The sequence below is a fragment of the Aliidongia sp. genome (assembly GCF_035943795.1).
Taxonomy (GTDB): domain Bacteria; phylum Pseudomonadota; class Alphaproteobacteria; order ATCC43930; family CGMCC-115725; genus Aliidongia.
On the sequence record NZ_DASZBY010000074.1, the window covers coordinates 1 to 12,077 of the forward strand.

Genomic DNA, 12,077 nt, shown 5'->3' on the forward strand with positions numbered 1-12,077 from the left:
TGAGTGACGGGCGCGCACACGCGCTTTACACACGCGTTTCGGCTCGGTGCCGGTGGGTTTGGCACAACGCAGTTCCGGTTCGGTGTAGGGCCGCCGCCCTTCTTCTGTAGCGCGCCGATCGCTTTGGCACAGCTCGGTTTCGCCCAGGCCCCAAGGAATGGAGCTACCCTCATCTACCCTATCAGGCCGTATAGGCCATTTCCGCAAACGGACCGAAGCTGTGTAAAAACGCGAGTGAACCTGCTAGAATCGGCTCGATTTCGGAGGGCCGGTCACGGGGCGTTTCGTTGAGGGAGAAGACCGAGCTCAGTCGTTTTTGTTGCCGCCATCCCGCCATGATTACGTGACCGAGGACAACCCGGCTTGAGTCGTTGAAGCGAGATGAGCCTCCACGTTCTGGCCTACAACATGAAGAGGATGATCCAAATCCTCGGGGTTCAACCGCTCCTCAAGGCAATCAGGGCCTAACCGCGCCGGCCAATGCACTGACGCCAGGGGCCGCAGACGTTGAATTTAATAAGCCCCGTTGACAACGGAGCGCGTTTTTTACACGGCCTCGACCCGGAGCGGCACTCGATCGCTCGTCATGCGGGAGCAACCCGGGGAGCGATGCCGTCGGTTGCGCTACGACCGATCGCCCGGACGGCCGAGCGCGTCTTCCAACAGCGCCACATTGCGCAGGTTCGCCTTCCAGCACACGTCGAGCACGTCGCCCAGGATGGGAACCGCGCCCAAGGCGGCCTCGATGACGATGTTGAGCATCATGCGGCCGAGGAGGCGCTTCGGGGCATGCAATCGGGTCGCCTCCACGACGAAATAGAGCGACACGATCGCCAGCGCGGCATCGCCGACACCCGGCGGCAGGCCGATCAGACTATTCAGGCCGAATCGGAACCGGGTGCCGGGCACGCGAAGCGCCGCGTCGATCAACCAGGCGACCTTGCGCAAGCGTCGCAAGCGTTCGGCCGTCAGATCGTCGGGTATCGGCGGATAAGGATCGGGCATGCCTGATGAACGCCGTATGCCCATTGGCGTTGCGCGACTGACGCATTCCCGCGATAAGCTCGCCCAGTCACGGAAGTGGAGATGCCGATGCTGGGAGTCATGAACGAAGCCGAATTCGCCGATCCCCGGCGATACGATCGCTGGCGCGCCAAGGCGATGGGCTGGGACGAGGTCGGGCGAAGCGCCGAGGGCGGAATGCACGACATGCGCGAGATAAAGATCCGGCGCGGATCGGTGCTGTTCCGCATCGGTCACTCGAGGAGCGATCGCGGCGCGGTGCCGGACGCGATCAACCTCAGCAGCCCCTGGTGGATGTCGGACGAATCCTTCCTCGACCTCTGCTCGTCGGTGAGGATCATCGGCGGCGAGCTTCAGTCGCTCGGGCGTTACAAGCTGTCGGTCGCGGAGCGCTACGGGGTGTTCGACACGGTCTTCCAGGTCGTGACATCCGGGGCGCTGGGCGCGTTTCGCGGCGCGGGCGTTCCCGTCTTCGAGGGGGGCTCCAATGGGCAGCCGCTCCGGCCGCTCGCCTGGCCGGGGCGCGAAATTCCGCAATATTTCATTCCCGGGCTCCGCGATCTCGATAGCAACAAACCCACCGGCCTCGCCGACAAGACGTTCGTCCCGCGCCCGGCCATGCCCGTGAGCACCTGGATGCAGCATCTCGACCGGCTCATCGCGCGCTGAGCGTTCCTCTGCCCGACACACTTGTCACTCCCGCTGATCCGCTGCCGGACGCTAATCGATGTCACGGCCATCGACCGGCCCGCCGGGTTGGCCAAGGCACGGAGCAGGAGGAGTGAACGCGATGACGATGTCCAGGACCGGAACACGGCAGGAATGGCTGGCAGCCCGGCTCGAGTTGCTCGAGGCGGAGAAAGAACTGACCCGGCGCAGCGACGCCGTGGCACGGCAGCGGCAGGCGCTGCCTTGGGTCCGGGTCGACAAGGAATACCGGTTCGATACCGTCGCCGGGATCGTCTCGCTGGCGGACCTCTTCGAAGGGCGCTCGCAGCTGCTCGTCTACCACTTCATGTTCGGGCCGGACTACAAGGCGGGATGCCCTTCGTGCTCGGCGATCGCGGACGGGTTCGACGGCTCCGTCGTTCATCTGGAAAACCACGACGTGACGCTCACCGCGGTGTCGCGGGCGCCGCTCGCCACGCTGCAGGCGTACGAACTCAGGATGGGCTGGTCGTTTCCCTGGGCGTCATCGCTCGACAGCGACTTCAGCCTCGATTTCTGCACCTCGTTCACCGAACAGCAGCAACGGACCGGCGCCATCGACTACAATTACCAGCGCGAGGCGCCGTGGACGGACCACGGGATAGGCGACGCGCTGACGAAACGCGGCGAGGGGCCGGTCGCCGAGATCGCGGCCATGACCGGAACCGACGTGGCCACCTACACGCGCGAGCGGCCGGGCCTGAGCGCATTCGTGCTTGAAGGCGGCGTGGTCTATCACACCTACTCCACCTATTCCCGGGGCGTGGATGGCCTGTGGGGCATGTATCAATGGCTCGACCGCGCGCCCCGGGGACGCAACGAGACGAGTACCTGGTTCCGCCGCCACGACGAATACGGCAAGGGCTGAAGTAGGGCACACAAAGGAGTGGCGTCGGATGTCGCTTCGTTCCGAGGCCGCAGATCATCCGCGCGCAAGGCGGTCGAGGACCATGGGTGTCATGGCCTGCAACTGACCCTGCAGTTGCGGATTGGCGAGATCATGGACAGCATTGGCGACCGTCTCTTCGTGCCCTGGCTCAAACTGGATGTCCTCGCGACCCTCAATCAGATTTGCCCAGGCCTCGACGGTGCTGCAATCCAGCTCGCCGTCGGAAAATCGCTGCAGGACCGAAATCAAATCGCTCCGCGTGAGGGTAGCCAGCGGATCGGAATCCCAGCCGAACGTCGCCAAAGCCGTTTTGAGAACGGCCACGGAAGCGTCCAGCTGAACAAGTGAGATGAGGATTTCTTGTCGGCTCATTGTGATCAGCCTAACAGGGCCTCGTCAGTCTCGAAAGTGATAGAGTGAGGAGCGAATACATACCCGTTCGCGCCTGGGGAGTCAGGCTGAGAGCGACAAATTTTTCTAATGGGTCGTCCGAGTTTTGCTCGTTTGCCCGCCGACGAAGTGCCGCGCGAGAGTGCGCGCGTCACCGGGTGGGAGGAATGAATGGGTACGACGCGTCGCGCGCAGCACGGAGCGGCTTCGATGGTTTTGAGTCTGTCTGTGCTGCTGCTGCCGGCAGGTAGCCAGGCGGCCGACCAAAGGGCCGGCATCGAGCAGGTCGTCGCGCAGGCGATCCGGCCGATGATGGAGCGGTATGGCGTTCCGGGGATGGCGGTGGGCCTCGTCGTGGACGGACAGGAGTACGTCTATACCTATGGCGTGGCGTCCAAAGCGACGGGGCAGCCGGTTTCGGCCGACACGCTGTTCGAGATCGGCTCGCTCAGCAAGACCTTCACCGCGACCCTCGCGTCCTATGCGCAGGTCGACGGCAAACTGGCGCTGACGGACGTGGCGAGCAAATACCTGCCGTCCCTCAGCGGCAGCAACTTCGATAAGGTGAGCCTGCTGAATCTCGGCACCCACACGTCCGGCGGCCTGCCGCTGCAGGTTCCGAACGAGATCACCACAGATGCTCAGCTGATGGCGTATTTCCGGAACTGGCAGCCGGCACACGCGGCCGGCACCTACCGGATCTATTCCAATCCAAGTATCGGGCTGCTGGGGCTGATCGCGGCGCAGCGCATGGACCAGGGCTTCGACGCGGTGATGGAAGGCAAATTGTTTCCGGCCCTGGGCATGAAAAACACTTATCTGCAGGTTCCGAAGTCGCAGATGGAAAACTATGCGCAGGGCTATACGACGAAGGACGCGCCGATCCGGATGGCCCCCGGGATGCTCGCGTCGGAGGCCTATGGCGTCAGGACGACGGCCGGCGCAATGCTTCGCTTCATCAAGGCGAACATGGGGATGATCGATCTCGATGCGAACCTGCAGCGGGCGATCATGGATACGCACACGGGATATTATCGGATCGGCGCGATGACGCAGGATCTGATCTGGGAGCAATACCGCTATCCGGTCGAACTGCGGGACCTGCTGGCGGGGAACTCCAGCCAGATCAGCTACGAAGCCAATCCGGCGACCGCCCTCGACCCTCCATCGCCACCGCGGGGCGACGTGCTGATCGACAAGACGGGGTCGACGAACGGCTTTGCGGCCTATGTGGCTTTCGTCCCCGGAAAACGGCTCGGCATCGTCCTGCTGGCCAACAAGAACCATCCGATCGCCGCGCGGGTGACGGCGGCCTACGACATCCTGACGCGGCTGGGCGGCGCGTCGCAAAACTGATGGGAAATAAATCCGTGGGCATGTCGGAAGCACGCCGGACCGATCGTCATTTGTAGGAGCCGCAGCCTTCGCTGACGGCGACAGTCAGGAAGGAACCGAGATGTCCGATGTAAGGCCGGTCCCGGAAGGGATGCACACGGTGACGCCGCATCTGGTTTGCGCGAATGCCGTCGATGCGATCGCGTATTACGAGAAGGCGCTGGGTGCGGTCGAGGTCGGCCGGTTGGCCGGTCCCGATGGAAAAATCGCTCACGCCGCGCTCAGGATCGGCGATTCGACGGTATTCCTGACCGACGAGATGCCGCAGTGCGGCCTGCTCGGCCCGACGGCACGCAATGGATCGTCGGTCACGATCCATCTCTCCGTCGATAACGCCGATGCGGTGCTCGCGCGGGCGGTCGCTGCCGGTGCCGAGGTCGCGATGCCGATCTGGGACGCGCCCTGGGGCGATCGCTACGGTCAGTTCCGTGACCCGTTCGGCCATTCCTGGGCCGTCGCGACCCACGTCCGGGACGTGACGCCCGAGCAGATCCGGGAGGCCGTGCACGCGATGTGCGGCTGAAAGATCCCAATCGCGGGCGATGCTCCTCAGGCACCACCCGCGATTGGCCGTCGATCGATTAAAATCATGTCGATTCATGCGGAACCGTTTGCTCCTCCATGGGTTCTACGAGTGAACTCAAAGCTGGAGATCCGATATGGGACACCATTCGGTCATGGGCACGGCAGGGCGGCTCCACAGCAAGGCGGGCGCGTTTCCCGGGGATTCGCACGCGAAATTCCCCAGCAAGGCCCGCGATTTCGCGGAAGCCGTCACACGGTTCTACGAGGATGCGGCAGAGCGGCTCGGCGGCATGCCACTGATGATCCTGTTGGCAGCGAGCGCCGCCGGCCTGGCGATCGGCGCCTTTCTCAACGACTATCAATAGCCCCGCCGGCATCGTAGCGCGGGCTTATCCGGCAATCGGCCCGGCCGCCTCGGCATGCCCGTCGAATTGGGGCAGTTCGTCGGTGATCGTGAACCAGGGCGCCTTTGATCCGACGAAGATATGCGCGGTCGGAGGCCTAGCCCCGTCGTGAACCATCGAACAGAGGTAGGAACCACACTTGCTACACCGCGGTTTTGGCCCGTGGAGCGTGCGAGTCGTCGTCGCAGCGACGTGGTTCGATTCAGTCATCAACTCTCCGATTTTTCCCAACGAGACGGCTTGGTATGCCCATCATGGGTATCGAAGGACGCGGCGAAAGGCAGTCGTTCGACCTTTGTACCAGTCGCGACAGGCCTCGGTTGAAAATAGCCCTTTACCGTCTGGACACACTCCGAGAAGGCGCCTAAACCGATGCTGACCGCCGATGGCGCGTCGCTCCGATTTTCCTCATCACCACCCCCCAAAGATGCTCGTCCGCCGCCCTTTTCGGGGCTGGTTCCATCTGGAAGGGCTCTCTGCCTGAAGCGTTCTTGCAGGGAATGCGAGATACCAAATGTTTGCGATCGGCCGGTTGGGTTTTTGTCTCGGCGCTCTGGCGCTGTCCCTCGTTCCGTCGCCCGGTCGTGCCGCCGACAGCCGCAATATCGCGGTGTTCGGCGATTCCCTGGCAGATGGTGCCTGGGCCGGGTTGCATCAGGAGCTGCATCCCGACGACAAGCTGTTTCGCGACAGCAAGGTCGGGACCGGCCTCACCAAGCCGGACATCCGCAGCTTCGTCGATGGCTTCGCCGATACGTTGGACCGCGACCACGTCACTGTCGCCGTCGTCATGTTCGGCGCCAACGACGAGGAAAGCCTGCGCGACGACGATCACAAGGGCTTCGTCTTCCAGTCTCCTGGCTGGACCCGGGTCTATGTCAGCCGCATCGAACAGATCATCGAGGCCTGCCGACAGCATAAGGTGCGGGTCATCTGGGTCGGCCTGCCGGTCCTGCGCGACGACACGCTGAACAAGGGCGCGCTGTTCCTGAACGGACTGCTCCAGGATACGGTTGTGAAGAACGGGGGGACGTTCGTTTCGCTGACGGAGGATTTCAAGGGCTCGGATGGCGCCTTCGCCTCCCATCTGCCCGATGCGAAGGGGGAGTTGCGCGAGGTGCGGCTGCAGGATGGCGTCCACTTCACGTTTTACGGCTACGGCCTGATCGCCAAAAAAATCTACAAGGAACTGGCGGTGGTGCCCGCGACGGCGGCCCATGATGCGCCGCCTGCCGCCGGGCCGCAGAACTGACCGCGCCGCGGACGGCGATGCCGACCAGACCCGGCGGGGGCTTGAAGCTGTTGGGCAGGTCGCTGGCTGCGGTGGCGCTGCTGCTGTTGATCGGCTGCGAACCGGTCGAGCGTGGGGTCTCCGCGCCGGCACGAACCGGTCCTGCTCCGGACGGTGCGTCCGCGCTCGTGCCGCAGGACGTGGCTTTCCGGTCTTCCTATGACCCGCTGGATGTCTTCTTCTTCCAGATGGAGGCGCTGCGCACCGGCAAGCAGCAGCATGTCCGGATCATCCAGCTTGGCGACAGCCATACCGCCGCGGACTTCCTCACCGGCGAGTTGCGCGACCGGCTGCAGGCCAAGTTCGGCAATGGCGGCATCGGCGCCCGTGCGGCGGGGGTGCCGTACGAAGGCATCCGCAAGAAAGACATGCTGGTCAGCCAGGCGGGGCGGTGGCAGTACCACAACAGCCTGACCGACCATGAATTTTCCGACTACGGCATCAGCGGCTTCACCGCGGTCAGCAACAGCCCGGACGCCAGCCTGTCGCTGGCCGTGACCGATCCGCGGGGTTTCGACAGCGGCTACGTCGATTTCGTCCGCCGGCCGGGGGGCGGAAAGCTCGAGGTCTACCTGGACGACCATCTGGTCGAAGCCTTCCAGGTTGCCGGTCCGGCCGGCACGCTCGGCCGCGCCCAGGTCGTGGCGCCGAACGGCGGTGCCCACACGATGCGGGTCGTCGCCGACCGCAAGGGCATCGAGATCCTGGCCTGGGATACGGAGCGCGACGATCCGGGCATCGTGCTCGACAGTTTCGGCGTGGTCAGCGCCACTGCCGGCATCGTCGACAATTGGCAGGGTTCGCTGGCGCGCCAGGAACTGGGCCTGATGCGTCCGGCTTTGGTCATCCTTGCCTATGGCACCAACGAGGGCGCCCAGATCAATTTCGATCCCGCCGCCTACCAGGCGGATTTCGCGGGCGTGCTCGACAAGCTGCGGCACTGGGCGGGACCGAGCTCCCTGCTGGTGGCCGGCCCGACCGACGGCAGCCGGCAGGGCAAGAACTGCAACGCCGGGTGTCCGTGGAAGACCCTGCCGGCCCTCGACATGGTCCGCCGGCTGCAGTTCGATGAAGCGGTACGTCATCAGGTGGCGTTCTGGAACGGTGCCGAGATCCAGCGACGGTCCGGCGGCATCAATGCCTGGGCCGCGATGGTGCCGCCGCTCGCCCGGCCGGACCATATCCATTTCACGCCGGCCGGCTATGCCTTGCTGGGCCAGGATCTCTATCGCTGGCTGACCGACGGATTGGCCGCCTATCCCCGCGCGCGCCGCGCGAACGCGGCGCCGCTATGATCTCCGCGTCCATCACCGGACGAAACGCCCACCGACCGCTCAGGACGCCGGGACATGCTGTTCCCAACGCTTAATTTCGGCCTGTTCTTTTTGGCCGTCTTCTTCGTGTCCTGGGCTCTGGTGCGGCTGCCGCGAACCCGCCTCGCGTTCCTGATCCTGGTCAGCTACGGCTTCTATGCCGCGTGGGATTGGCGCTTCTGCTTCCTGCTCGGCGGCAGCTCGGTGTTCAACTGGCTGATGGGGCATCTGATCCATCGAGCGACCGGCGACGGTCGGCGCAAGCTGCTGGTTTCGCTGGCGATCGCACTCAATCTCGCGCTGCTCGGATTCTTCAAATACTTCAACTTCTTCCTGAACTCGGCCAACGCCCTGATCGAGACGCTGAAGCTGGGCCGGGACATTCCCTATCTGGAGATCGTGCTGCCGGTCGGCATCTCGTTCTTCACTTTCCACGGCATCTCCTATGTGGTCGACATCTACCGGCGGAAGATCTCCCGCCCGGCCCGGCTCAGCCACATCCTGTTCTACATCGCATTCTTCCCCCAGCTGGTGGCGGGGCCGATCGTCCGTGCCTCGCATTTCCTGCCGCAGATCGCGGCGCCGGTGGACCCGCACGACATCCGTGCCCGGCGGGCGCTGCTGCTGATCCTGGGCGGGCTGTTCAAGAAGGTCGTGCTGGCCAACTATCTGGCGACCGGTCTCGCCGACGACGTGTTCTTCGACCCGACACAATACGGCGCCTGGGACATCCTGCTGGCGAACTACGGCTATGCCGCCCAGATCTATTGCGATTTCAGCGCCTATACCGACATCGCGATCGGCATCGCGGCATTGCTAGGCTACCGCTTTCCGGTGAATTTCAACCAGCCGTACCGGGCAGTGGGTTTCCAGGATTTCTGGCAGCGTTGGCACATCTCGCTGTCGTCATGGCTGCGCGACTACCTCTATATTTCCTTGGGTGGAAACCGCCGCGGCGCGTGGATGCGCTACCGCAACCTGGCGCTGACCATGCTGCTGGGCGGGCTATGGCACGGCGCCTCGTGGAATTTCGTGATCTGGGGCGGGCTGCACGGCTTGGCGCTGATCATCGAGCACCGGTTCTTCAAGGGTGGCCTCAAGCCGGCGACGCTGACACCGGGCCGCAAGATCGCGGCCACGCTGGTCACGTTCCATCTGGTCTGCCTGACCTGGGTCTTCTTTCGGGCCGCCGATTTCGGCCACGCCTGGTCGTTCATCGCAGGCTTCGCCCGGATCGGGACGGCGCCTACGCTGGCAACCCCCTTCAACCTGGGACTGCTCAGTCTGTCCATGTCGCTGCATTTCCTGCCGCCGGACTGGGTGGCGCGGCTGGAGACGTCGATGGCCCGCGTTCCCTTGGTGGCCTGGGGTGCGGTTGCCGGCGCGCTGATCGTCGCCATCGACAGCCTGGGGCCGAGCGGCATGGCGCCCTTCATCTATTTCCAGTTCTGAGCCATGGATAAAGAAACCCCCGCCATCGTCTATCAGAGGCAGATCGAAACGGTCGAGGATGCCCTGCCATCGGGTCTGCCGGGCGTGTGCGCGGCGGTGGCGGCCGGCAGCATCGTGGCGCTGGTCCTGGGCTCCAAGGATCTGTTGGCCTGGGTCAACAACCTGCCGATCGGACCGTTCAGCGACTACCTGCTGCTGGTGGCGCAAGCCTGGCAGGACCAGATGGTCCATGTCCGCGTCACGGGATATTCCGACACTCTGCACAAACTGCTTTCGGCCTTGCAGGCGCTGCGCTGGCGCTCCGGTTAGCCGCGGCTCAGTTCGTGGCCTTGACCGCGGGGCAAGCGTTCATGACGATCAGCAGGCCGTTCCGATTGGCGATCATGCCGGTGCCGGCCGCGACGGCGAAGGCGACGGCGCAGCCGTCGTTCGAGACCACGGGCTGCTCGATGGCGCCGCTCAGCACCTGCTGCGCACTGTCACCGCTGACCCGGTAGAGCCCATAGCTGTCGGCCGCGAAGAAGACGCCGGACCTGGTCGGCAAGGGCTGGGGAACGGCGCGGACATAGGGGCCGAACGGAATGCAGGCCTCGCCGGCCTCTCCATTGTCCGGCGCGATCAGCCAATAGGGCAGGCAGTTGGTCTTGGACCAGCGCCGCTCGACGGCGCCCTGCATCTCGGGCAGGCGGTCGGCGGCGCTGACTACGAATTTGCCGACCTGCGGCAGGAAGGTGCCGCGCAGGTGGATCCGCGCGTCGATGCGAACCGGCGGCTTCACCATCTGGGGACCGGCGCCCGCGGTCAGCGAAACGAAGCGTTGCGTCGATGGAGCCCCGAGACGGCTGGGACCGAGGGTCAGGATCGTGTCGCCACCGTTGGACACCAGCAGGGTCGACAGGTCGAGGCCGCAGCCATGCATGATGCGCGGCGTCAGTTTGGACCAGTCGATCACCTGGAACCCGCCGCTCGCCGAGACCACGCCCACCTCGTCGCCCCGATCGCCGACCAGCACCGGCGTGCCGTCGCCCAGCACGCAGACGCGCGAGAACCGGACGGCCTGGGGAATGGTGGCAAGGGTCTTGGGCGCCCCGGGCCGCCAGCTCGACAGCACGCCCTCACCATTCTGGCGGAGGGCCAGGATCAACAGCGCGCCGTCACGGCCCCAGGCAAACACCGGCAGCTTCGTGCTGTCCGACGGGATGTCGATGGTCGTGAAGGCGACGCCGTCGGGCAGGGCCGCCGTCGTGGAGGAATTATCGAGAAAGGATTTGCGGATCGGATGCGAGACGGCCGTCGGGTCGATCGTCGGGCGCTGCGTCATCTGCTCCAGATCGGCGATGCGCTCGGCATATTCGTCGAGGAAACAATCGATGTAGCCCGGCCGCGTCTGATCGGTCAGGACCGTGTATTTGCTGATCTGGCACTCGCTGTTGCGCTCGACGATCCAGCTTCGTTCGTCGGCCTTGAGGCTCGCCACGTGGGCAGGCACGGTCGAGGCGGCGAGCGCCGCCCGATAGGCGGTCGACAGGTCGGTGTCGGCATTCTGCAACAAGGGGGTGGCACAGATCAGCTGTTCGTCGACGCCCGGTGCCTTGGCGCAACTGAAGCTCGGCGCCGGCGACGTTTTGGCAGGGGATGCAGCCTCGGCGGCCGGGCCAGCTGCGTGGCCGGCCAACGGTCCCGCGGACAGGCCGGCGAGGGTTGCCGCGACGGCCCAGCCAATGAACGAGAGTCGCATCAGGCGCATGTCTTTCCGAGGCAAGGCACCGGCATCGGGTCTCAACTCTACGGGCGAGGTCGGAAGGGAGCGCTGCGATCGTCGGGCAGGCCCAGGGAGGAGGGCGTCGCATCACGGCGAGCCGACCCTCCGTTACTGCCCGACTTTAAACCGTTTTGCCAGAGCGGACGACAGGTTTCATACCCTGGTATAGCGCGGGGCGGCGCCCATGGTGCCGATCCCGAAGTCGAAACGGCATTCGATCGGCAAAGGCGCATCCCAAGGTTATGCGTTCGTCGGGCGGTGTCGACCCAAAGTGTCGGAAATCTTAACAATTTGGCCGGATGCGCGACAGAGGCTTGTTAATTATATCTAAGCAAATCAATGATTTGATTGTTCTGGCACGATGCATGCAAAGCTGGTTGTGCACGGACTTTAACGCGCTGGTGTCTAAAAGAAAAGTCGCCAGCTTATTTTAGGAAATTGATTATGAAGATGAATCTTGCTGGCGTCGCTTTCGGCGCCCTGATGGTTGGTTTGGTCGGCGCCGGCGAAGCCAAGGCCGATGCGGTCGCGATTGCCACGATCGACGTCACCTCGGCGACCCTGAGCGCCACGGGCCTCGACGGTACCGCTCTCGACATCACCCAGGTCCTGACCCATCTGTCGACGAACGGCGCCAGCCTGTCGGCCACCGCCAGCGTCGCGCCCTACGGCACGGGCAACGAAGGCCCGTACACCGCGTCCAACGCCGGTGCCGTTTCCGTGACCAACACCGGCACCGTGACCGAGACCGCGACCCCGGCTTCGATCGGCGGCAGCACCTCGTCCTCGACCTCGTCGATCACCGGCTCGCTGCTGACGGGCGGCGTCACCAACGCCATCGCCACGACCCAGCTGAACCTGCTGAACGGCACCCAGGGCAACGCCAACCAGGCGAAGACCGACACCCAGACCCAGTTCACCTTCA

13 protein-coding genes are annotated in these 12,077 nt (G+C 64.5%); 10 read left to right on the forward strand and 3 right to left on the reverse strand.

Annotated features, from left to right (window positions below; translation table 11 throughout):
- Window positions 1-624: 624 nt before the first annotated feature.
- Complete coding sequence (locus VGV37_RS13105; protein ID WP_326880129.1) at window positions 625-1,005, reverse strand: DUF4112 domain-containing protein; 381 nt, start codon at window positions 1,003-1,005, stop codon at window positions 625-627.
- A gap of 99 nt (window positions 1,006-1,104) precedes the next feature.
- Between VGV37_RS13105 and VGV37_RS13110 the strand changes: the two genes are divergently transcribed.
- Complete coding sequence (locus tag VGV37_RS13110; RefSeq protein WP_326880130.1) at window positions 1,105-1,692, forward strand: hypothetical protein; 588 nt, start codon at window positions 1,105-1,107, stop codon at window positions 1,690-1,692.
- Between the two features lie 121 nt (window positions 1,693-1,813).
- Entirely contained in the window at window positions 1,814-2,599 is a 786-nt protein-coding gene (locus tag VGV37_RS13115; RefSeq protein WP_326880141.1) for a thioredoxin family protein, read from the forward strand.
- A 54-nt stretch (window positions 2,600-2,653) separates the two neighbouring features.
- Here VGV37_RS13115 and VGV37_RS13120 read toward each other — a convergent pair whose 3' ends face one another.
- A complete protein-coding gene (locus VGV37_RS13120) occupies window positions 2,654-2,992 on the reverse strand; it encodes a hypothetical protein (protein WP_326880131.1) in 339 nt (112 codons plus the stop codon).
- A gap of 228 nt (window positions 2,993-3,220) precedes the next feature.
- On the opposite strand from VGV37_RS13120, the gene ampC reads away from it, so the two are divergent.
- The 7 genes from ampC to VGV37_RS13155 all read left to right on the forward strand — a co-directional run bounded on the left by ampC (window position 3,221) and on the right by VGV37_RS13155 (window position 9,699).
- Entirely contained in the window at window positions 3,221-4,366 is a 1,146-nt protein-coding gene (gene ampC, locus VGV37_RS13125) for a class C beta-lactamase (protein ID WP_326880132.1), read from the forward strand.
- 100 nt (window positions 4,367-4,466) lie between these two features.
- A complete protein-coding gene (locus tag VGV37_RS13130; protein ID WP_326880133.1) occupies window positions 4,467-4,928 on the forward strand; it encodes a VOC family protein in 462 nt (153 codons plus the stop codon).
- Between the two features lie 136 nt (window positions 4,929-5,064).
- Window positions 5,065-5,295: a hypothetical protein gene (locus tag VGV37_RS13135; protein ID WP_326880134.1), complete on the forward strand. Its 231-nt coding sequence runs from the start codon at window positions 5,065-5,067 to the stop codon at window positions 5,293-5,295.
- Window positions 5,296-5,848: 553 nt separating this feature from the next.
- Window positions 5,849-6,586, forward strand: a complete 738-nt coding sequence (locus VGV37_RS13140) for a DUF459 domain-containing protein (protein ID WP_326880135.1) — start codon at window positions 5,849-5,851, stop codon at window positions 6,584-6,586.
- Between the two features lie 17 nt (window positions 6,587-6,603).
- The gene (locus VGV37_RS13145) at window positions 6,604-7,920 is read left to right on the forward strand and encodes a hypothetical protein (protein WP_326880136.1); all 1,317 of its coding nucleotides are present in this window, start codon (window positions 6,604-6,606) and stop codon (window positions 7,918-7,920) included.
- A gap of 54 nt (window positions 7,921-7,974) precedes the next feature.
- Window positions 7,975-9,390, forward strand: a complete 1,416-nt coding sequence (locus VGV37_RS13150) for an MBOAT family O-acyltransferase (RefSeq protein WP_326880137.1) — start codon at window positions 7,975-7,977, stop codon at window positions 9,388-9,390.
- Window positions 9,391-9,393: 3 nt separating this feature from the next.
- Window positions 9,394-9,699, forward strand: coding sequence for a hypothetical protein (locus VGV37_RS13155; RefSeq protein ID WP_326880138.1), 306 nt, complete (start codon window positions 9,394-9,396; stop codon window positions 9,697-9,699).
- A gap of 7 nt (window positions 9,700-9,706) precedes the next feature.
- Here the strand turns inward: VGV37_RS13155 and VGV37_RS13160 are convergent, their stop codons facing one another.
- Window positions 9,707-11,128 carry a lysozyme inhibitor LprI family protein gene (locus tag VGV37_RS13160; protein ID WP_326880139.1) on the reverse strand — a complete coding sequence of 474 codons (1,422 nt, stop codon included), beginning with the start codon at window positions 11,126-11,128 and terminating at the stop codon, window positions 9,707-9,709.
- 468 nt (window positions 11,129-11,596) lie between these two features.
- Here VGV37_RS13160 and VGV37_RS13165 point away from each other — a divergent pair.
- Window positions 11,597-12,077 (forward strand): hypothetical protein (locus tag VGV37_RS13165; protein WP_326880140.1); only part of this gene is annotated, 481 nt, incomplete at its 3' end.